Origin of the sequence: Neorhizobium galegae (genome assembly GCF_017877135.1) — a bacterium.
GTDB lineage: Bacteria > Pseudomonadota > Alphaproteobacteria > Rhizobiales > Rhizobiaceae > Neorhizobium > Neorhizobium galegae_A.
Genome location: NZ_JAGIPH010000006.1, coordinates 78,238 through 98,270 on the forward strand (window position 1 = coordinate 78,238; position 20,033 = coordinate 98,270).

Here is a 20,033-nt window from a genome sequence, read left to right on the forward strand (position 1 = left end):
GTCTTGACCTGCCCTCTGCCCGTTCCCTGACGGTTGAAGATATGGCGGGTCGCAAAAGGGCGACAGCCTGCCAAAAGGGTAGGCAGGCAGGCGCGCGTACCTACCCGTTCGGGTAGGTGCTCACCGCTGCAGCACGCCCTTGTCGCGGGCGGTCGTCACGGCGGCCGTGCGGGTCGAAACATTCAGCTTGGTGAAGATGTTGCGCAGGTGAAACTTGATCGTATTGTCGCTGAGATCAAGCCGGCGGCCGATCTCCTTGTTGCTGAGGCCGGCGCTCAGCAGGGAGAGTACGCTGCGCTCGCGCTCCGTGAGGTCCCCGCCGGGGGCGACCATCTCGGCAAGGGGTGCTACGTGTGCCAGATCTGCCGGGCGGACCCGATCGAGGCAGTGCAACAGCCGCTGGCGCGCCACGGCGGGAAACTGGCTGCAGGTGGACAGCTCCCGCAGGAGATCCGGAACATCGGCCGCTTCCAGCTGCAGCAGCGATGCGTAATCGGCAAGCGGCATCGTCATCAGCAGATCGCAGAGGCAAGCGGATGCCGCATCCTTGCGCCCCTCGGCCGCCAGAATGCGGATTTCCAGCAGTTGCAGCTCGAGAGAGCGCACGAGATGCGGCCGCTCCGACTGGCGCGTCATCAACCAGTCCAGCGTGTCGCGCGCGCGCTCCGCCTTGCCCTCAGCCAGAAAGATCCGCGTCCACAACAAGGCGGGCGTTGTGCCGCGCAGATGGGTCTGCAGCGTGTTAAGGCGGTCGGACTGGATGACGCTGCGGCCAAAGCCCGACAGCTCCGCATGGCGGATGGCATGCTCGATATCGCCCGTCGAGATCAGCAGCCCGCAGCATTCGCCATCGATGAGCCGAATCAGGCGATCAAAGCCGCGCCGCTTGGCGGTCGAGCGCACCCGGTCGATGGAGGCATGCGCACCGACGACATCGCCGCCCAGCCGCAGCACGCGCTGCTGGCCCATCACGCCCGCGGCCAGAAGATCAAACCAGGTATCATGGCGCTCCAGATGCGGCAGCGCCCAGGAGAGCGGTGCTGCCGCCGCAGAAAGATCGCCGCGCATCGACTGGAGTTCGGCCTTCAGCACCTGGCCCACGGCATCGAGATCGCTTCTCGGTCCGATATTGGCCTGCGCCTCGCTGATCAGGTGGTCATAGGCTTCCTCAGCGCCCGCCGCATCGCCGCTGAAGAAGGCCGCCTGACCGATATGGGTATAAAGGTGCATGGCGCCGAAATCCGCCCCGCCATCGCGGAAGGTGCGGATGGCCAGATGCCCGTAGTGGCGGGCGCGCTCCAGATCGCTGCGGATCAGGTAATTGTAGGAGAGCATGTTGAGCGCCAGCGCCCGGTGGATCAGCTCCATGCCCTCCGGCTTCAAAAGATCGTCTTCCAGCGCTGCCAGATCCGCGGATGTTGCCCAGTGATCGAGGTAGAGCGACAGCAGCACCTTCACCACGCGCAGATCCGCCGCATAGGCCTTCAAGGTGCCGACCGCCCGTTCGGCAATCGACAGGTAGTGATTGGCCGCTTCCAGCTGGCCGGCCTTGGCGCTCACCACCGAAAGTCCAAGCGTCGTCAGTGGAAAACCATCGAGATCGATGCCGGCGGCGCGCGCGGAAATCATCTGGAACAGCATGGTGCCGCCGCGCGTGGTGGCATAGACCCGCCGCCAGCCGCCGGCCCGTTCGACGATGCGGGCGGCCAGATCGGCGCTGCCGCCTGAGAGCGCGTGGCGCACTGCCTGGTCGAAATCGCCCTGCACCTCGAACCAGCGCGCTGCGCGCCTCACCGCCGACTGCGTATCGAACCCCTGGCGCAGCGCTTTCTGGCGCAAAAACGCATTGAAGACCGGGTGAGAGCGCATCCAGCCGCCCTCCCCCGCCAGCAGCGTGATCGGCAGCGCATGGTCGGCCAGGCGATCCATCAGAAGGGCGCTCGCCTCGCCCTCGAAGAGCGCGGCCACCAGATCGCGACTGAAGGCCGGCAGAGCCGCCGTCTTCAGGAGGAACTGCTGGATATCGTCCGGCAGCTGCGCAAACACCTGTTCCGACAGGTAATTCCCCATTTCGACATTGCTGCCGTCGAACGAGGCCAGCACCGCCTCGCCGTGCGGATTGTCGTGAACCAGCAGCCGCACCATCTGCAGCGCAACGGCCCAGCCCTCCGTGCGCCGGTTGAGCGCGCCGATCTGCTCAGGGTTCAGCCCCAGCCTGTCGTCGGAGAAGAATTCCAGCGCCTCGTCATCGGAAAAGCCGAGATCCGCCACGCCGATCTGCTTCAACTCGCCGTGCAGGCGTAGCGCCGACAGCGGGAAGCGCGGCGGGCTTCGCGAAATCAGCACCAGCTTCAGGTGATCGAGGCCACGATCGGCCAGAATTTTTGCCATCAGCGCCTCGGTCGCATCGGTCTGCGCCAGATGGTAATCATCGAGGAACAGGACCAGCGGCTGCTCGATGCGGCGCAGGCGCGTTGTCAGAATGGACAAAAGCGAAGCGACCGGCATGCTTGCCGCATCGAGACCGCCGGTGTCATCGGCCAGAAGCGGCTGCAAGGCATCGAGCAGGGTCAGCAGGAACTGCCGCTGGTCGCAATGCTCCTGTTCCAGCGATATCCAGAGGCAACGGACCTCATCGGCCACCAGCATTTCATGCCACTGCGCCGCAAGCGAGGTCTTGCCATAGCCGGCCGAACCGATGATCGTCGTCAGCCGGCGAAGACCGGAACGGTGCAGGCCAAGAAGCAGCCCGCGCCGCTTGATCGGGCGCTGACCACTGATCGGTGGCGCATATCGGTTCTGATCGTTCATGGCGCCAGCTTGCTGAGTTGCGGCGCACTTGGCAAGTTCCCCCTGGCCACCAAACCCCGTAACGCCATGAAATCCATAAGATCTGATGGGGATTTTTGCCGAAAAACTTTGGCCGTTGCGCAAGCCCCGTCAGGAGGAGATGGCGCGATGCAGCAGCCGGTCGATTGCACCGCGAGCCGGCGTGATGAATAGCGCCGAGACAGGGGATCAAGGGGAGTAGCCGCTCAGCGACGGCCAGCGCGCTGCTTCATGTCCGCCGCCTGAACCTTATCGGTTGCCGGTGGCGTGTGGCAGCAATACAGCACGAGCGCGCCAAGACCGGCAGATCCGGTGATCGCCGCCGCCATGGCCATGTCACCGGACAAAGCAAAGCCGAAGGAAGACCCGACCACGGTTGCGGCAGACAGCGTGGCAACCAGCAGAGGCAGGAAATCCACCGAGATCCTGCGGCCTGCCACCCGAACATGTCGATCGGAGAAGAGGTCCGTAGCGACCGGCATGGCATAGACGCCGTAACGCGCGTAGCGCTCCTCGACGGCTTTCAGGAGCCGCGGCGGCAGGGGCTCGCGGCCGGAGGACAGGAGGTCCCGGGCAAAAAACGCCAGAACGGCCCAGATCAGCAGACAGCCGAACAGGCCGATTTCCAGCGCAAGCGCATAATGCTCCGTGACAAGGGCCGTGGAGAGGCTGGCCTGCAGGATGGCCGCGATCAGAAGAAGTGCGGCCGTTCCTGGTTTCATCGGGCGCCTCCGGCGCGGGCGGCGGGCCGGCGGGCATCCAGCGAGGCGACCTGCGCCTGACGGGCAAGCTGCGGGGCCAAGTTTTGCGGATGGCCGAACAGGAAGCCCTGAACCCAGCGGGCGCCGGCGGCATGCGCAATCAGAAGGTCCGCCTCACTCTCAACCGACCCGACCACGACCTCGTTGGCGACGTGGCGGGCCAGTGAAATCAGATGGCCGAGCAGCTGCGGTGCATCCGAGCCGCGCGTGCGGATGCGTCCGGCATCGATCTTGATGACGTCGAAGCGCGTGTGGCGGGCATAGCCGATGGAGCTGAAACCGGTGCCGAAATCGTCGAGCGCCACGCGGCAGCCGGCCTGCTGGATGTGCGAGACGAATTCCGCCACCGCTTCAAAACTGTAGGGACGCGCCGATTCCGAAATCTCAATGACCATGCGCTGGCCGACACCGGCCTCGCGCACGAGACGGGGAAACACCAGCCGCCACCAGAGATCGACCGAGGCCGACAGCGCCGACATGTTGCAGCCCAGAACGACATCCGGGCGACGCACCAGCTCCTCGACCACCGACTGCGCAATGCGGCGATCAAACACCTGGGTGAGGCCAAGGCGTTCCAGCGCCGGCATGTAGACGCCGGGCATGACCACGCGGCCATCCTCATCCGACAGGCGAACGACGCATTCGCTGTAAAGAACCGACGCAGGCTCGGACGCACTGCAGACCGGCTGCTCGACCAGCGTGAAGCGGGCGTTGAACAGCGCCTCATAAGCCAGCGCCGCGGCGCTCATGTCGATGCGATAATCCTGTGCGCTGTTCTGCGAGGCGGTGTGGAGCCCTTGCGCGTCCGGCACGGTGTTGCGGCAGCTCAGCGACACGACGATGCGGTTATTGCCAACCGGGATCGGCAAAGCGGCTGCCGCACAAAGCGCCTCATCGACGCGCGACCAGACCGGCAGGCCATCCTCGAGCTGGAAGGGCGACGCCGCCACACCCCAGCTTTCAATGGTGAAGGGCACCTGCAGCGACCGCTCCAGCCGGCGGGCGACTTCCGCCAGGACGCGGCCGGCGACACCCTCGCCGAAATAGGTCGAAATATCTCCGAGATTATCGATCGTAATGCACATGGCAGCCGTGGCATTCATGACAGTGCTCCCCAGCTGATCATGTAGACGCGGCCCGCAACGCCGCCGGCATAACAGGATGCGCCGCCGGTCTCGTTGAGAAATGGTTTGAAGACACCGTTGGAAGAAACAACGAAATCGAGACCATCCCGAACCGACGAGCGAGCGGACGTGCAACCATCTGCTTCGCCATACCCCGGTTCACAGCCATCATAGCTGATTTCACCCTGCATGAAGGGAACCCTTTTTCCGACGGTGATTTGTACTAATAAGCCGTTAAAATTTTCAGTGCCTTACGGGCATTCAACCGAGTGAAATCAGAAACTTATTTTTACTCGGCTTCTCATCTTATTGTCAATAGTAACACTTTTAGTTCGCAGAAGCATTTTGCGCGCCCTTTGCGAAGCGGTCAGCGATTAGGTTAAGCTCTTCAAGTCGAAAAACAAGGCTTTTCAATCTTGAATCGTCCTGCCCACGTAAAACCCTATGCCGTCTGCGAATTTATCCTTCCGGAGAGTCGCCACCCGATCGCGCCTCGCCTTCTGGATCCGTCGCCATTGGTCCCGAGCCGTCTCACGACGGCTGAAGGAGGTTGTGCCGGATCCGCCGGCCGGAGCAGGCAAATCAATGCGAAAGGCCGTCTAGCGCACTGATCTGCAAATGAAAAGAAAATTCATTTATATTCGAAGCTGCGAATAAATATGCCTGAAACGACTGTTCAAGCCACACATCCGGGGCAGACAATCCTCAATGCGGCAGATGGCGCACCGGACCGACATTCCGCTACTGCCCGCGCAAAAACACGCCAAACGTGTATTTTTCAACCGCGTGAAGTCAAGCATTCGCCCCGAATGAGACGAGAAAAAGGCAAATTCGCTCCCAATTGGAAAATAAGCGGGCGACGTCAGAGAATAACTCCGGGACGCGCCAGTATTATAGATCGCGGAACGCGCCAAAATGAAACGGACGATCAACCACCAGTGCCACCTGAGGACCGTTATGTGCCAAAATAGACAGGGATCTTTGGGTGAAATTCCCTCGCGCCCCATTCTGAGACGGTGAAACCGGCATCAGGCTGGCGCAGAAAATGGTGTGTCGCCGACGGCACCACACGACTGGAACCAGCCGCACATCCGGCGCTGGCCGATGCTCCAGCGAGCGCCGGACGTCAACGGCTGCGAAAAAGACGAACACCAGCAGCGATCTTAACGCGCCCACCCTCGCTACCCGCGTACCGCAAAATCCGCCGGGGACGACTTTACAAACGGATTTTGCGATTCTAATTGTAATGATATTACATAACGTACGACGACAGGATCTCTCGACCGCGGTCGCCTGCCTTGACGCGGTGCCGTTGCCCGGCTTAACTGGCGGTTGATGGTTCCCCAAGCCGGTTCGCCGGAGAAGGGGATTAATAGGGAACACGGTGCGGAACCTCCATCAGGGTCCCAATGCCGTGGCTGCCCCCGCAACTGTAAGCGGATGCCAATCATCCTCGTGGTGCCGACCAGGCACCATGCCACTGCACGAAATTTTGTGCGGGAAGGCAGATGAGAGGCGCCAACCGTGAGCCAGGAGACCTGCCATCGCACTGAAGTCCAACGTCACGGGCGGGGATGCCCGGAACAGGAGCTGACATGACTATTTCTCGCTTTGCGAGCACCGGTTGTCGAACCCTCAAGCGCCCCAAACGCCTAACATCCGTCCATCAGGGCTGATTGCAGCTGAGATGCCTTTATCGCAGGGGCCGAATGGCCCCCATAGCCACCAGGGTTCGACCACATGTTTATTCGTATGACGCACGCGTTGCGCCAGGCCGTTGCGGCCGGGGCGATTGTTGCCGGAGCAGTGCTTCCCGCTTCCGGTGCCTTTGCCGCAGAAACCACCTATCCGCTGACACTGCAGAATTGCGGACGCCAGATCACCTTCTCAAAGCCACCGCAGCGCGCGGTGTCCCTTGGCCAGAGCACGACGGAAATTCTTTATCTGCTCGGGCTTTCCAAGCAGGTCGTCGGCACCGCCGTCTGGATCGGCCCGGTGCTCAAGGGCTACGAGGAGTCCAATGCTTCCGTGCCGCGGCTTGCCGATAACGATCCGAGCTTCGAGAGCGTCATCGCCACAAGGCCGGATATTGTGACCGTGCAATTCCAGTGGCATGTCGGCCCGAAAGGCACCGTCGGTACGATTGCCCAGTTCGAGGATCTCGGGGTTCCGGTCTATACCTCGCCGTCCGATTGCATCGGCAAGGACAATTCCTCCGGCGGCGACGGCGTGCGGGCAGAGGCCTTCAGCATGGACCTGATCTACGAGGAGATCCGTGATCTTGCCCGGATCTTCAATGTTCAGGATCGCGGCGAGCAGGTGGTGGCCGATCTCGTGGCGCGCGAAAAGGCCGCCCGCGCCAAGGTGGCCGGTGCAAAATCGACGCTGTCGGCCGTCTTCTGGTTTTCCAGCGCAACGCTTGCCGCCGATCCCTACGTGGCGGGCAGGAATGGCGCGCCCGGCTATATCATGAAGGCGCTCGGCATCACGAATGTCATCGACAGCGACGAGGAATGGCCAACCGTCGGCTGGGAAACGATCGCGCGCGCCAACCCCTCGATCATCGTGGCCGCCCGCATGGAGCGCCGCCGCTATCCGGCCGATGACAGTGCCGTCAAGGCCGCCTTCCTTCAGAAGGATCCGGTCGTTAGCCTGATGCCGGCGGTGAAGGCCGGCCATGTGGTGGAGATGGATGCGCAGACGATGAACCCGACCATTCGCACCATCGACGGCATCGAACAGCTGGCGGATGCGATTGAAAAGGCGGGCCTTTCGCGGTGAAACACAGCCGCATCCGTCTGGCGGCGGGGGCAGCCCTTGGCGCCCTTGCCGCCCTTCTGCTGGCGCTCTGGTTCGGCGCAGCGATCGGCGAAACCGCCATTCCCTTCGATGTGGTGGCAAAGACCGCCGCCAACCGCCTGTTTGGCGCGAGCTATCCCCTGGCGGCGATCGACGAAGGCATCGTCTGGAGCTACCGGCTGTCGCGCGTCGTCGTTGCGGCCTGCTGCGGGGCGGCGCTGTCGCTGTCGGGCGTCGTGCTGCAGTCGCTCCTGCGCAATCCGCTGGCCGATCCTTACGTGCTCGGCATTTCCGCCGGCGCCTCCACCGGCGCGGTCTCGGTTGCGATCCTGGGCCTTGGCGGCGGCATGATCGGCCTGCCGCTGGGCGCCTTTGCCGGCGCCGTCATCGCCTTCGTGCTGGTGAGCCTGCTTGCCCTGCGCGCCGGGCGCGGCTCGGCCGCGATCATTCTGGCCGGCGTTGCGGGCTCCCAGCTCTTTCATGCTCTCACCTCCTTTGTCGTCACGAAAGCCGCCAATGCCGAACAGGCGCGCGGCATCATGTTCTGGCTGCTCGGCAATCTGTCAGGCGTGCGCTGGCCGGATGTGACGCTGGCGCTGCCGGTGGCGCTCGTGGGCCTCGTCATCTGCCTTGCCCAGGCGCGCGCTCTCGATGCCTTTGCCTTCGGCAAGGAATCGGCCGCCTCGCTCGGCATTCCCGTGCGCCGGGTTATGGTCATCCTCATTGCCACGACGGCCATGATGACCGCCGTCATGGTGTCGCTTGTCGGCTCCATCGGCTTTGTCGGCCTGGTCATTCCCCATGCGACACGCATGCTGGTCGGCGTGCGTCACGGGGTTCTCCTGCCGGCCGCCGCCATTGTCGGCGCCATCTTCATGATTGCGGCGGATGTCCTGTCGCGTATTCTGGTCCCGGGACAGGTCCTGCCCATCGGCGTGGTAACGGCGCTCTTCGGTGCGCCCGCCTTTGCCCTGATCATGAGCCAGCGGAGGGCAAGTCTGTGAGGGTGGACGCCGACAACCTGTCGCTTGCAAGCAGCGGCCACATGCTGGTGCGCGACGTCTCCTTCACGGTCGCATCCGGCGAATTCTTCGGCATTATCGGGCCGAACGGATCGGGCAAGACGAGCCTCATCTCCATGCTCTGCGGGTTGCGCAAGCCGCGCACGGGCACCGTTTCGCTGGATGGAGAGCCGCTTGCCGGCCTTGCCCGGCGCGCGCTCGCCCGCCGTCTGGCCCTGGTGGAGCAGCAGGCCGACACCTCCGAGCGCATGACGGCCCGCCAGGCGGTGGAGCTTGGCCGCACGCCCTATCTCGGGCTGTCTTCGCCCTGGTCAGGACTGGACGACGCCATCGTCGATGCGGCAATGGGAAATGTCGGCATGGCGCATCTTTCGGGGCGCCAGTGGCATACGCTGTCGGGCGGCGAGCGCCAGCGCCTGCATATCGCCCGGGCGCTTGCCCAGGCGCCGAAAGTGCTGGTGCTGGACGAACCGACGAACCATCTCGATATCGGCCACCAAATCGGCCTGCTCGATCTCGTGCGTCATCTGGATCTGACGGTGATCGCCGCCCTCCACGACCTCAACCATGCCGCCATGTTCTGCGACCGGATTGCCGTGATGAAGGCCGGCCGCCTTGTCGCCCTTGGCCGACCGGCCGAGGTGCTGACGACACGGCTCATCCGGGATGTGTTCGACGTGGAGGCGGTGGTGGACGCCGCAGAGGGCGGCACCTGCTCGATCCGCTTTGCACCGGCGCGGCGGATGGCGGCCGAATGAGGCGCTGATCCAGCCTCATCAAGCGCTCATCTCAAGGCCGGGGCAGGTGTCCCCTCCCCCGGCATGTTCGCAATGTTATCAGGCGGCCGGCTGCTTGGTCTTGCGCAGATAGGGCAGAACCGTATCGAAGGCGCCGAAGCGGGCAATCGCATCCTCGTTGGAAACGGCCGCCGTGATGATGACGTCTTCGCCCGGCTGCCAGTTGGCCGGCGTCGCCACCTGATGCTTGGCCGTCAGCTGGATGGAATCGATGGCGCGCAGGATCTCGTGGAAGTTGCGGCCGGTGGTCATCGGGTAGGTGAGGATCAGCTTGATCTTCTTGTCCGGGCCGATGACATAGACGGAACGCACGGTGGCATTGTCGGCCGGCGTGCGGCCTTCCGAGCTTTCGCCCGCACCCGCCGGCAGCATGTCGTAAAGCTTGGCGACCTTCAGGTCCTTGTCGCCGATCAGCGGATATTCCACGTCATAGCCGGTTGCCGTGCGAATATCGTCCTTCCACTTGCCGTGGCTTTCGACCGGATCGACCGAAATGCCGATGATCTTGACGCCACGCTTCTGGAACTCGCCTTCAAGGCCGGCCATGGTGCCAAGCTCTGTGGTGCAGACGGGCGTGAAATTCTTCGGATGCGAGAAGAGAACCGCCCAGCCATTGCCGATCCATTCGTGGAAATTGAGCGGGCCAACCGTGGTCTCGGCGGTGAAGTCCGGGGCGATGTCGTTGATGCGCAGAGACAAGGGAAATCCTCCATGAGAGTGAAAACAGGTTGCGCTCAAGATAGGCTGATTTTTACGGCAGACGAGAGAGTCTGTTGCGGCAAAACGTCCAAGCTTGCAAATCCATTCTCTTTTTGCCGATAAATCCCCCGACCCGCTGCAGCCTGCCACACGCGCCCTGTCTCGGCGGCTGCCGATCTTACGCCGGCAGACCTTTGACAATTAAAATACCTCTCCTTACAGCTTTTGGTCACAGAAGCGCCGAGGGGACGCCTGCGCATGACGGAACCGGATGATACCAGCATGGATCTTGAAATCACCACGCATGCCCGCTCCAAGCCGGAGACGCGGCTGTGGCTGCGCATGCTGTCCACGACCAAGCTGATCTCCACCGAAATCCGCAAGCGCCTGCGCGCCGAATTTGGCGCGACGCTGCCGCAGTTCGACCTCATGGCGCAGCTCTACCGCGAAAAGGAAGGCCTGCGGCTGGGCGAGCTGTCGCGCCGCACGATGGTGACCAACGGCAATATCACCGGCCTTGTTGAGCGGCTGGAAGCCGATGGCCTGGTGATCCGCGAAACCCCGACCGACGACCGGCGCGTCACCGTTGCCCGGCTGACCGAGGCCGGCATTTCAACCTTTTCCGCCATGGCCGAGGCGCATGAAGGCTGGCTGCGCGACCTGATGGGCGATGTCGACGAGGCGATGATCGCAGCCCTCTGGCAGGATATCGGCTGCGTCAAGACCTCTGCCGCAAACCACCTCTCGGGCCCTGCCGACCCTTGAAGCGCGTCCATGCTGCACTTGCGAAGCAAGGGAGGATGGACAATACAGGATAAAGAGCCCATTGCCGCTGTCCCTGCCCGGCAGGTGATCGCTGCGCGATGCGCCGCGGACCCGTTCCAGACCATGCCCCAGGGAGACGCCAGACCGTGACGACCGACCTCCAGGCCATCATCGAGGACATCCATAGAGCGCTTGTGCCGCGCACCGGCGAAGGCAAGGCGGCCGACTACATCCCCGAACTTGCCAATGTCGATCCGAAGAAATTCGGCATTGCCATCATCGACCTTGAGGGCCGCGTGTTCAAGGTGGGCGATTGCGACGAGGCCTTCTCCATCCAGAGCATATCCAAGGTGTTTACGCTGACGCTGGCGCTTGGCAAGCACGGCGAGACCACCTGGAACCGCGTCGGGCGCGAACCGTCCGGCTCGGCGTTCAACTCCATCGTCCAGCTCGAACACGAGAACGGCAAGCCGCGCAATCCCTTCATCAATGCCGGCGCCATTGCCATTTCCGACCTCGTGATGGCCGGTCATACGCCGCGCGAGGCGATCGGCGAGATCGTCCGCTTCGTGCAGTATCTCGCCGATGACACAACGATCGCCATCGATCCGGCCGTGGCGCGTTCGGAAGCCTCGACCGGCTTTCGCAACATCGCGCTTGCCAATTTCATGAAGTCCTTCGGCAAGCTCACCCATCCGGTCGATCATGTGCTCGGCGTCTATTTTCACCAGTGCGCGCTCGCCATGAGCTGCGTGCAGCTCGCCCGCGCCGGCCTGTTTCTGGCGGCAAACGGCAAGAACCCGCTCTCGGGCCACACGGTCGTGTCCAGCCAGCGGGCGCGGCGCATCAATGCGCTGATGCTGACCTGCGGCCATTATGACGGGTCCGGCGATTTCGCCTATCATGTCGGCCTGCCGGGAAAGAGCGGTGTCGGCGGCGGCATTCTGGCGGTCGCCCCCGGCCGCGCCTCGGTTGCCGTCTGGTCTCCGGGCCTGAATGGCAATGGAAATTCACTGATCGGGTCGCTGGCGCTCGAAATGCTGGCGACGAAAACCGGCTGGTCGGTGTTCGGGGCGCCGTCCTCCTGACCCCGGGGCGGCACGGGAACGACCCTCGGCCAAAAATAATATTTTACAGTTGTTGCCTTTTGCGGCTTGTGACACACTTTCACTTTCAAGTGATTTTGAAGGTTGTGTGAGGCGTTGGACGATCGCGGTGGTCTGGTTTCAGACGCGCGCGCATGGCCTTGAATGCCTCGTTATTTTTGGAGATCATCCCCCTTCTCCCAGGGAGATGCGGCAACGGGAGAGACGTTCCGGCGTCTCTCCCGTATTATTTTGCGCCACCCGCGCCGGCGCGGGCAGACTGCCGTCCTGCCTGCCCGCCATTTCGAGAACGATCCGCCTTGCCGAACGGTTCATCGGCCCGTAATCCTGCTGCGTCCGCCAAAGCGGGCAAGAGCTGAATTCGCATCACGCAGGAACGGACATGACAGATATCACGATGATCGAGGCGGCACGGGCCCGCATCGGCAACCGCGCGCGCGCAACGCCGCTTCTCTCCTCGCCGTTCCTGGATGAGATCGCCGGACGAAAGGTCTTCGTGAAGCCGGAATGCCTGCAGCACACCGGGTCGTTCAAGTTCCGCGGCGCCTGGTCGGCCGTGTCTGCACTTGCGCCTGAGGTCCGCGCGCGCGGCGTCATCGCCTTTTCCTCCGGCAACCATGCGCAAGGGGTTGCCCTCGCCGCGCGCATGCACGGCACTGCCGCCGTCATCATCATGCCGGCGGATGCACCGAAATTGAAGATCGAGAACACACGCGCCTTCGGCGCCGAGGTGGTGCTTTATGATCGCGAAAACGAAGATCGCGACGAGATCGGCGCGCATCTGGCAACGACCCGCGGGCTGACGCTGATCCGGCCCTTCGACGACCCGCAGGTGATTGCCGGCCAGGGCACGGTCGGGCTGGAAATCGCCGCACAGGCAAGGCAGGAGGGCATCGAGAAGGCGGATGTCATCGTCTGCTGCGGCGGTGGCGGGCTGATCGCCGGCGTGGCGCTGGCGCTTGAGGCGCACGCCCCGGGTCTTCGAGCCCGCCCGGCCGAGCCCGAAGGTTTTGACGATACGGCCCGGTCGCTCCAAAGCGGCCGGATCGAGCGCAACGCGCGCCTCGGCGGTTCGGTCTGCGATGCGATCGTGACGCCGCAACCCGGCAACATCACCTTCCCGATCAATGCGCGCCTTTGCGGCCCCGGCCTTGCGGTCAGCGAGGAGGAAGCGCTGCAGGCCATGATCCTTGCCCATAACCGGCTGAAGATCGTGGTGGAGCCGGGTGGTGTCGTGGCGCTGGCGGCTGCTCTCTTTCGAAAGGAAGAGATCGAAGGCGACAGCGTGATTGCCGTCTGCACCGGCGGCAATGTCGATCCGGAGGTATTTTCCGCCGCCCTGTCGCGCTACAGCCATGTCTAGTTGAAGTATCAGCCGGCAAAAATCCGATGGAAACCGCTAAAATAACTGCAACTGTTTTAGGAATCCGCTAGGATCGGCCGCAAATCAGCATTTGCCAGATCTTAAACGGGATTATCCATGCGTTTAGCCGTCCGGTCGTCGTATTTTGCCGTGAGCCAAGTCGTTGCCGGGTTTTACGATTCGCTGGAGGCGTTGCGGGACCGTTCCGTCTTCATCTCGCTGAAGAAGCGCGAAATGGCGCTTGCCGAAGCACAAAGCCTCGAAGACGGCGATGGCAGCAGCAAGCCGCTCTATGGCATGCTGTTTGCCGTCAAGGACAATATCGACGTCGCCGGCATGCCGACGACGGCCGGCTGTTCCGCCTTCTCCTATGCGGCCAAGCGCTCGGCAACCGTGGTCGAACGGCTGGAGGCGGCCGGCGCCATTCTCGTCGGCAAGACGAACATGGACCAATTCGCCACCGGGCTCGTCGGTGTGCGCTCGCCCTTCGGCATTCCCCAGAATGCGCTGCGGGCCGACCTCATTCCGGGCGGTTCAAGCTCCGGCTCGGCGGTCGCCGTGGCACGCGGTTACGTCGATTTTGCGCTGGGAACGGACGCGGCGGGCGCTGGGCGCGTGCCGGCGGGCATGAATGGCATCGTCGGGCTGAAGCCCACGCTTGGCCTTTTGCCATCGACAGGCGTCGTGCCCGCCTGTCGGACGCTCGAAAGCATCTCCGTCTTTGCCCGCGACGTGGATCTGGCCTTTCAGGTGATGAGCGTCTGCGCCGGCTTCGACCCGCAGGACCCCTTCTCCAAGCGCCTGCCGGAGCCGTCCATCGGCGCGGTGCCGCCGCGCCCGCGCATCGGCGTGCCGATCACCGCGCAGCGGCAGTTTTTTGGCGATGAGGCCTCGGAGAAGGCTTATGAGGCGGATCTTGAAAGCCTGAAGGGTCTGGGCGCGGAGATTGTCGAGATCGATTTCGAGCCGTTTCATGCCGCAGCCCGCCTGCTCTACGAAGGCCCCTGGCTTGCCGAACGCTATGTGGCGATCAAGGACCTGATCGAGCAGAACCCTTCAGCGCTGCTGCCGGTCACCTTGAGCATCATCAGCCAGGCGCGCAATCTCGGCGCCATCGAAGCCTTTGAGGCCTTCTACCAGCTGGCAAATCTCAAGCGCCACAGCGAACTGGTGCTGGAGGGGCTCGATTGCCTGGCTGTGCCGACCATTCCGCGCTTCTATACCATGTCGGATCTTGCCCGCGAGCCGGTGGTGTTCAATTCCAACCTCGGCGTCTACACCAACTTCGTCAACCTTCTGGATCTGGCGGCGATCACCGTGCCGGTCGGCATGCGCGAGGACAACCTGCCCTCCAGCCTCACCTTCATCGGACCGGCCGGAAGCGACGGGGCGCTGGCCGCCCTGGCCCGCATGGCCGGCGCCCATCAGCGTCCCGCCCATCCACCGCGCGCCGTGCGTGGCCGCATCGAGATTGCCATCTTCGGCCCCCTCCTCTCCGGCCTGCCGCGCAATGCCGAACTGAAGGCTATGGGCGCGAATTTTCTGCGCGCGACGCGCACCCGAGCCGACTACCGGCTGTTTGCCATTCCCGGAACCGTGCCGCCGCGGCCCGGCCTGCTGCCGGTTGCGCCGGGGCAAGGGTTTGGGATCGAGGCCGAAGTCTGGTCGCTCGAGCCCGCGGCCTTCGGGGCCTTCTGCGCCAATCTGCCAAGACCCTGCACCATGGGCACCGTGGCATTGGCCGATGGCACGGAAGCCAAGGGCTGCCTTGTCGATGCCGCCGCCGTCGAAGCGGCAACCGACATCAGCGAGCATGGCAGCTGGCGCGCCTATCTGTCCGCCCGCCGATAGTCCCCACCCACCGCGCCGTCAGCCGCCGATCAGCCTGTGATAGGCATCCTCCACCTTGGTGATATGCTGGCGCATCATCTCTTCGGCCTGCGCCTGATTGCCGCGCAGGATGGCCTCGGCGATCAGCCCGTGCTCGGCATGCGAGCGGGCAAGGCGCCCGAGTGTCGAGAACTGCGCACGGCGAAACGGCTGCAGGCGCTGGCGCGTCGAATGGGTGATCTCATCGAGATAGGGATTGTGGCTGCCGCGATAGATGGCACTGTGGAACCGCTCATTGGCATGGATATAAGCGACGCGATCGCCGGCCGAGACAATCAGGGCCATTTCGCCATGCATCACATCCAGTTGGTCGCGTTCGGCGGCCGTCATGCGCTGCGCACTCAAGCCGGCACAGAGCGCTTCCAGATGCCCCATCAGCTCGAACATGCCGGCAAGCTTCTCGTCATCGGGCCTTGCCACCACGGTGCGGGTATGCGGCCGCTGTTCCACAAGGCCGCTTGCCGCCAGAAGCTTCAGCGCCTCGCGCACCGGCGTGCGTGACACGGCAAATTCCGCCGCAAGCTGCGTTTCATCGAGCACGGTTCCGGGGGCAAGCTCGCTGGTGATGATCCGCTCGGCCAGCTGCCGGCGGATATCCTCGCTCGATGTGCGCGGTGTCTTTTCTAGCACGGCCTGCTCACTATCCCCGTCATGTCCTGTCTTCTCTCGTCCTTGCGCTTGTGCCGGATTCGCGCGCGCAATGCAGCGGAAAAGCGGGACATCATGCCGATATCAATCCGGCATCACGCGGGCATCATGCTGACATGCGCCGCCGCTACCTTCCAGCCGTGCGGCGTGCGCACCCAGGTCTGCATCTGCCGCCCGATCGCCCCTGGAAAATCCGGCCGGTGAAACAGCGTGGAGGCGGTGGCGAAATCCCGCCCGTAGGTGGTGATCACCGTGCGCTCCAGCTTTCGCGTGAACGGCGCCTGCACGGCGCGAAACCCCTTCACCTCCTCAAATCCGTGCTGCACTTCGGACACCCCATAGCGCACCGTCACGGGGCTATCGAGAAACAGCGACAGCAGCGTCTCGTTGTCATTGGCGAGAAGCGCCGTCTCGTACCGGGCAAAGATCTCCTCTACCTCCGCCCGTGTTTCGGGATGGTTGATCTCCATCATCAGGCCTTCCTGCTGTTCATCATGCGTGATTTCAATTCGGTGAGAAACGGAATGTTTTCAAACTGGTCCGGGCGCACCCGGTCCCAGTCGACACCTGGCGGACGCGGCTGGCGGTTGCCGGTGACGATCAGTTCGCCTTCCGTCGCCACCAGGTCGAGCGGGGAATCATGGCTTTCGATCACCACGTCTTTGGCCTCCACCAGCTGCACCGAATGCACGGTGGTTGCGAGCGGCGTCTCATCGCCGATAATGCCCATCTCGCGAAAGATGGCCGTTTCCAGATCGGCAAAGCCCGCCCCCTTGCCGGTGCGTCCGCCCTCGCGCGACACGGCAACGGAGCCAACGACGCAGAAATCCAGCGGCTCGATCTCCTCAAAGCCGATCCGCTCGCCATGCTCGACAAAGCCTTGCGACACCGCAGCCAATTCGAAGGAAATGCCCTTTTCCGTCAGCTTTTGCGGATCGAGCCGCAGATAGGGGAATTCCCGGGTGAGATAGGGCACCGGCGCATAGACCGTCTTGCCTTCATAGAGCGCGCGCAGCCGGATCGGGATCTGCGGCGCATCCGGATTGGTTTTCACCGTGCGCGCCGCCCGCCATGCCGGTGTCTGCGACAGGAGATAGGCGGCGCGATCGGCGCCGACGAAATTCGGGATCATGCTCCAGGCGGGGCCGATGGCGACGCCCCTTTCTTCAAGTGCGGCCCAGATGCGGTTGCGCACACGGTCTTTTCCCGTATTGCGTCCGGCCCATCGGCCGCGGCCTGCGACATCAGGCATGGATCGGCGCCTCTGCAAGGGCGGCCTCAAGTGCCACGGAGGGGGCAGCCCAGCCGACGATGCCGCCCTGCGCCACCATCATCTCGATGGCCGCCTGCTTGAAGGCGGGGAAATAGCTTTCCGTGCCATCTTCGATGAGCAGGCATTCATAGCCGCGATCATTGGCCTCGCGCATGGAAGTCTGCACGCAGACCTCGGTGGTGACGCCGGTGAAGAGCAGATGCGTGATGCCCTTGTTGTCGAGGATGGACTGGATGTCGGTGCCAAAGAACATGCCCTTGCCGGGCTTGTCGATGACCACTTCACCGGCCACCGGCTTTAAGGCCTCGATGATCTGGTTGCCCGGTTCTCCGCGCACCAGAAGCCGGCCCATCGATCCCGTCTCGCCGATTTTCAGCGGTGCGTTCCCCCGCGCGATCTTGGAGGGCGGGCAATCGGAAAGATCCGGCAGATGCGCCTCGCGCGTATGGATGACCGGCCAGCGCTTGCGGCGAAAGAGTTCAAGCAGCTTTGCAATGGTGGGCACGATCGCCTCCAGCCGCTGAACGTCATTGCCCAGCGCATCGCCAAAGCCGCCCTTCTCGATGAAATCGCGCTGCATGTCGATGACGACAAGGGCTGTCCGGCCGGGAATGAACGGATAGGGGTAGGGCCGTGCGGGAACGGGGATCGTCGTCGGCGTGGTCATGATCGGTCTGCCCTCAATGTCCGGCCATGTGCTGGCCAATCGTGTTGCGGTCCGTCGCTTCGGTTGCGGCGATATAGGTGATCGTGCCGCCGGACATGACCGCGACCCGGTCTGCCAGTTCAAGGATTTCGTCGAGATCCTCCGAGACCAGCAGCACGGCCGCCCCGCGGTTGCGCGCTTCCATGATCTGGCTGCGGATATCGGCGACGGAGGCGAAATCGAGCCCGAAACAGGGATTGGCGACGATCAGCACATCGACATCGCCCGACAGTTCGCGCGCCAGAACCGCGCGCTGCACATTGCCGCCCGAGAGCGTTTCGATCGGCGCATCCGGCGAGGTAGTTTTCACCCGGTAGCGGGCAATCAGGTCCTCGGCCTTGGCGCGCATCGGCGCTTTCGACATCCACCAGCCAAGGCTTGCGATTGGCGGCTTGTCGAAGGAGCGGAAGGCAATGTTTTCCGCCACGCTCATGCGTGGCACCGTGGCGTTCTTCAACGGCTCTTCGGGCAGGCCGAAGACGCGAAACCGGTCGAAATTGCCGCGCTTGGGCGTAAACACCTCGCCGCGAATGGTCATCTCGCCATCGGTGAGCGGCCGCTGGCCGGCCAGCGCCTCCACCAGCGCGCTCTGCCCGTTGCCCGAGACGCCGGCGACGCCGACGATCTCACCGCCGCGGATCTTGAGGTTGACCCCCTGGATGGCGGGAAGCCCCGCATCGTCTTCGGCGCAGAGACCCGCAAGCTCCAGCACCATCGGCTGCTCGGGCAGAGCAGCGCGCGTGGCGCGCTCGCGCACCTGCGTGTCGCCGATCATCATGCGGCTCATCTCTTCGACGCTTGCCGTCTTGGCATCCCCCTCCCCCGTCAGGCGTCCGCGCCGGAGCACGGAGAAGCGGTCGCAGAAACTCTTCACCTCGCGGAATTTGTGGGAAATCATCAGCACGGTGATCTCGCCGCGGTCGCACATGCCGTGGAGAAGGCCGAGCATCTCGTCGGCCTCGCCCGGCGTCAGCACCGAGGTCGGCTCGTCGAGGATCATGAAGCGCTGGTCGAGATAGAGCAGTTTTAAAATTTCGAGCTTCTGCTTTTCACCGGCAGAGAGCGCGGAAACCTGCGCATCCAGCGGCACGCGGAACGGCATGGTTTCCATGAAGGCATCGAGCGCCCGGCGCTCCTTCGCCCAGTTGATGACGGAGGGAGTATCGGCGCGGGAAATGACGAGATTTTCCGCAGCCGTCAGGCAGGGCACAAGCGTAAAATGCTGATAGACCATGCCGATGCCATGGGCGCGCGCATCGCGCGGCGAGCGGATGGAAATCGCCTTGCCATCCAGTGTCACCTGCCCCTTGTCGGGCGAATAAAAGCCCATGATGCATTTGACGAGCGTCGACTTGCCGGCACCGTTTTCACCGAGCAGCGCGTGGAAGGAACCGGCCGCCACATCGATGGAGACGTCGCCGAGTGCCGTAAACGCGCCAAAGGTCTTCGTCATGCCATGGGCCGAGAGCGACGGCGCCATTTTGGCGGAGGGGGTTTCGAGAGGCAGTGCGCTCATCCGCGTTCCTCCGGCAGCGCCGCGATGAAATCGGCCGAATTGGAGACGGCGCCGAACACGCCGCCCTGCATCTTGATCATGTCGATGGCAGCAAGATGGTTTTCGCGCTTGGTGGCAGCACAGCAATCCTCCAGCAACAGGCATTCATAGCCGCGGTCATTGGCATCGCGCATGGTGGTGTGGACGCAGACATCGGTGGTTACACCGGTCAGCACGATATTGCGGATGCGCTTCGTCTGCAGCACCAGCTCAAGGTCGGTGGCCAGAAACGAGCCCTTGCCGGGCTTGTCGATGATCGCCTCGCCCGGTTCCGGCTGCAGTTCGGGAATGATTTCCCAGCCCGGTTCGCCGCGCACCAGAATGCGCCCGCACGGCCCCTGATCGCCGATGCCGGCGCCGATGCGCTGCGAGCGCCAGCGCTTGTTGGCGGGAAGATCCGACAGATCCGGCTTGTGGCCTTCCCGCGTGTGGATGATCGGATAGCCTTTTGCGCGAAGGGCAGTCAGCACGCGGGAAATCGGCTCGATCGGCGCCCGCGTCAGCGAGATGTCATAGCCCATGCTGTCGACATAGCCACCCGGCGCACAGAAATCGATCTGCATGTCGATGACGATCAGCGCCGTGTTGTGCGGCCCCCAGTCGCCGTCGAAGGGCCAGGGATAGGGGTCGGCCGCCAGCGTTTTTCCACCCGGCACCAGGGCCTTGGCAATGCGTTCGTCGAGCGTGTTCATGGGG

Annotated in this window: 18 protein-coding genes and 1 riboswitch; of the genes, 7 read left to right on the forward strand and 11 right to left on the reverse strand. The window is 63.5% G+C overall.

The features are described 5' to 3' along the window. Positions 1-120: 120 nt before the first annotated feature. From J2858_RS17455 to J2858_RS17470, 4 genes are all read right to left on the reverse strand, one after another. Positions 121-2,811 carry a LuxR C-terminal-related transcriptional regulator gene (locus J2858_RS17455; RefSeq protein ID WP_210106117.1) on the reverse strand — a complete coding sequence of 897 codons (2,691 nt, stop codon included), beginning with the start codon at positions 2,809-2,811 and terminating at the stop codon, positions 121-123. Between the two features lie 224 nt (positions 2,812-3,035). Continuing rightward, positions 3,036-3,551 carry a hypothetical protein gene (locus J2858_RS17460; protein WP_210106118.1) on the reverse strand — a complete coding sequence of 172 codons (516 nt, stop codon included), beginning with the start codon at positions 3,549-3,551 and terminating at the stop codon, positions 3,036-3,038. Continuing rightward, complete coding sequence (locus tag J2858_RS17465) at positions 3,548-4,693, reverse strand: EAL domain-containing protein (RefSeq protein WP_210106119.1); 1,146 nt, start codon at positions 4,691-4,693, stop codon at positions 3,548-3,550. Before J2858_RS17465 ends, J2858_RS17460 begins: the two co-directional genes overlap by 4 nt. Continuing rightward, positions 4,690-4,905, reverse strand: coding sequence for a hypothetical protein (locus J2858_RS17470; RefSeq protein WP_210106120.1), 216 nt, complete (start codon positions 4,903-4,905; stop codon positions 4,690-4,692). The genes J2858_RS17465 and J2858_RS17470 overlap by 4 nt, the downstream gene beginning before the upstream one ends. Positions 4,906-6,033: 1,128 nt before the next feature. Continuing rightward, positions 6,034-6,274: riboswitch (cobalamin riboswitch) on the forward strand. 192 nt (positions 6,275-6,466) lie between these two features. Between J2858_RS17470 and J2858_RS17475 the strand changes: the two genes are divergently transcribed. From J2858_RS17475 to J2858_RS17485, 3 genes are read left to right on the forward strand one after another with little or no spacing between them, the layout of a single operon-like run. Continuing rightward, entirely contained in the window at positions 6,467-7,495 is a 1,029-nt protein-coding gene (locus tag J2858_RS17475; RefSeq protein WP_210106332.1) for an ABC transporter substrate-binding protein, read from the forward strand. After that, positions 7,492-8,517: a FecCD family ABC transporter permease gene (locus J2858_RS17480; RefSeq protein ID WP_348635505.1), complete on the forward strand. Its 1,026-nt coding sequence runs from the start codon at positions 7,492-7,494 to the stop codon at positions 8,515-8,517. Before J2858_RS17475 ends, J2858_RS17480 begins: the two co-directional genes overlap by 4 nt. 41 nt (positions 8,518-8,558) lie before the next feature. Then, positions 8,559-9,293, forward strand: coding sequence for an ABC transporter ATP-binding protein (locus J2858_RS17485; protein WP_210106334.1), 735 nt, complete (start codon positions 8,559-8,561; stop codon positions 9,291-9,293). A 78-nt stretch (positions 9,294-9,371) separates the two neighbouring features. Here J2858_RS17485 and J2858_RS17490 read toward each other — a convergent pair whose 3' ends face one another. Continuing rightward, positions 9,372-10,031: a peroxiredoxin gene (locus J2858_RS17490; protein ID WP_210106121.1), complete on the reverse strand. Its 660-nt coding sequence runs from the start codon at positions 10,029-10,031 to the stop codon at positions 9,372-9,374. Between the two features lie 258 nt (positions 10,032-10,289). Between J2858_RS17490 and J2858_RS17495 the strand changes: the two genes are divergently transcribed. From J2858_RS17495 to atzF, 4 genes are all read left to right on the forward strand, one after another. After that, the gene (locus tag J2858_RS17495) at positions 10,290-10,796 is read left to right on the forward strand and encodes a MarR family winged helix-turn-helix transcriptional regulator (protein ID WP_210106122.1); all 507 of its coding nucleotides are present in this window, start codon (positions 10,290-10,292) and stop codon (positions 10,794-10,796) included. 98 nt (positions 10,797-10,894) lie between these two features. Then, positions 10,895-11,884: a glutaminase gene (locus tag J2858_RS17500; RefSeq protein ID WP_210106123.1), complete on the forward strand. Its 990-nt coding sequence runs from the start codon at positions 10,895-10,897 to the stop codon at positions 11,882-11,884. Positions 11,885-12,284: 400 nt separating this feature from the next. Further along, positions 12,285-13,265 (forward strand): threonine ammonia-lyase, encoded by a 981-nt coding sequence (locus tag J2858_RS17505; RefSeq protein ID WP_210106124.1) that lies wholly within the window; start codon positions 12,285-12,287, stop codon positions 13,263-13,265. A 117-nt stretch (positions 13,266-13,382) separates the two neighbouring features. Beyond that, the gene (gene atzF, locus J2858_RS17510; RefSeq protein WP_210106125.1) at positions 13,383-15,116 is read left to right on the forward strand and encodes an allophanate hydrolase; all 1,734 of its coding nucleotides are present in this window, start codon (positions 13,383-13,385) and stop codon (positions 15,114-15,116) included. Between the two features lie 18 nt (positions 15,117-15,134). Here the strand turns inward: atzF and J2858_RS24335 are convergent, their stop codons facing one another. The 6 genes from J2858_RS24335 to biuH all read right to left on the reverse strand — a co-directional run bounded on the left by J2858_RS24335 (position 15,135) and on the right by biuH (position 20,029). Continuing rightward, entirely contained in the window at positions 15,135-15,785 is a 651-nt protein-coding gene (locus tag J2858_RS24335; protein WP_210106126.1) for a GntR family transcriptional regulator, read from the reverse strand. A gap of 113 nt (positions 15,786-15,898) precedes the next feature. Continuing rightward, the gene (gene hpxZ, locus J2858_RS17520; protein WP_210106335.1) at positions 15,899-16,273 is read right to left on the reverse strand and encodes an oxalurate catabolism protein HpxZ; all 375 of its coding nucleotides are present in this window, start codon (positions 16,271-16,273) and stop codon (positions 15,899-15,901) included. 2 nt (positions 16,274-16,275) lie between these two features. Further along, entirely contained in the window at positions 16,276-17,055 is a 780-nt protein-coding gene (locus J2858_RS17525; protein WP_210106127.1) for a 5-formyltetrahydrofolate cyclo-ligase, read from the reverse strand. Beyond that, entirely contained in the window at positions 17,048-17,743 is a 696-nt protein-coding gene (locus tag J2858_RS17530) for a cysteine hydrolase family protein (RefSeq protein WP_210106128.1), read from the reverse strand. The genes J2858_RS17525 and J2858_RS17530 overlap by 8 nt, the downstream gene beginning before the upstream one ends. 13 nt (positions 17,744-17,756) lie before the next feature. Beyond that, positions 17,757-19,298: an ABC transporter ATP-binding protein gene (locus J2858_RS17535; protein ID WP_245366521.1), complete on the reverse strand. Its 1,542-nt coding sequence runs from the start codon at positions 19,296-19,298 to the stop codon at positions 17,757-17,759. Next, complete coding sequence (gene biuH / locus J2858_RS17540; RefSeq protein ID WP_210106129.1) at positions 19,295-20,029, reverse strand: biuret amidohydrolase; 735 nt, start codon at positions 20,027-20,029, stop codon at positions 19,295-19,297. Before biuH ends, J2858_RS17535 begins: the two co-directional genes overlap by 4 nt. Positions 20,030-20,033: the final 4 nt, after the last annotated feature.

What these genes read in the sequence shown, in the direction of transcription:
- J2858_RS17455 (WP_210106117.1), bottom strand. Translation starts at nt 2,811, where the DNA reads ATGAACGATCAGAACCGATATGCGCCACCGATCAGTGGTCAGCGCCCG.
- J2858_RS17460 (WP_210106118.1), bottom strand. Translation starts at nt 3,551, where the DNA reads ATGAAACCAGGAACGGCCGCACTTCTTCTGATCGCGGCCATCCTGCAG.
- J2858_RS17465 (WP_210106119.1), bottom strand. Translation starts at nt 4,693, where the DNA reads ATGAATGCCACGGCTGCCATGTGCATTACGATCGATAATCTCGGAGAT.
- J2858_RS17470 (WP_210106120.1), bottom strand. Translation starts at nt 4,905, where the DNA reads ATGCAGGGTGAAATCAGCTATGATGGCTGTGAACCGGGGTATGGCGAA.
- J2858_RS17475 (WP_210106332.1), top strand. Translation starts at nt 6,467, where the DNA reads ATGACGCACGCGTTGCGCCAGGCCGTTGCGGCCGGGGCGATTGTTGCC.
- J2858_RS17485 (WP_210106334.1), top strand. Translation starts at nt 8,559, where the DNA reads ATGCTGGTGCGCGACGTCTCCTTCACGGTCGCATCCGGCGAATTCTTC.
- J2858_RS17495 (WP_210106122.1), top strand. Translation starts at nt 10,290, where the DNA reads ATGACGGAACCGGATGATACCAGCATGGATCTTGAAATCACCACGCAT.
- J2858_RS17500 (WP_210106123.1), top strand. Translation starts at nt 10,895, where the DNA reads ATGCGCCGCGGACCCGTTCCAGACCATGCCCCAGGGAGACGCCAGACC.
- J2858_RS17505 (WP_210106124.1), top strand. Translation starts at nt 12,285, where the DNA reads ATGACAGATATCACGATGATCGAGGCGGCACGGGCCCGCATCGGCAAC.
- atzF (WP_210106125.1), top strand. Translation starts at nt 13,383, where the DNA reads ATGCGTTTAGCCGTCCGGTCGTCGTATTTTGCCGTGAGCCAAGTCGTT.
- hpxZ (WP_210106335.1), bottom strand. Translation starts at nt 16,273, where the DNA reads ATGGAGATCAACCATCCCGAAACACGGGCGGAGGTAGAGGAGATCTTT.
- J2858_RS17525 (WP_210106127.1), bottom strand. Translation starts at nt 17,055, where the DNA reads ATGCCTGATGTCGCAGGCCGCGGCCGATGGGCCGGACGCAATACGGGA.
- J2858_RS17530 (WP_210106128.1), bottom strand. Translation starts at nt 17,743, where the DNA reads ATGACCACGCCGACGACGATCCCCGTTCCCGCACGGCCCTACCCCTAT.
- J2858_RS17535 (WP_245366521.1), bottom strand. Translation starts at nt 19,298, where the DNA reads ATGAGCGCACTGCCTCTCGAAACCCCCTCCGCCAAAATGGCGCCGTCG.
- biuH (WP_210106129.1), bottom strand. Translation starts at nt 20,029, where the DNA reads ATGAACACGCTCGACGAACGCATTGCCAAGGCCCTGGTGCCGGGTGGA.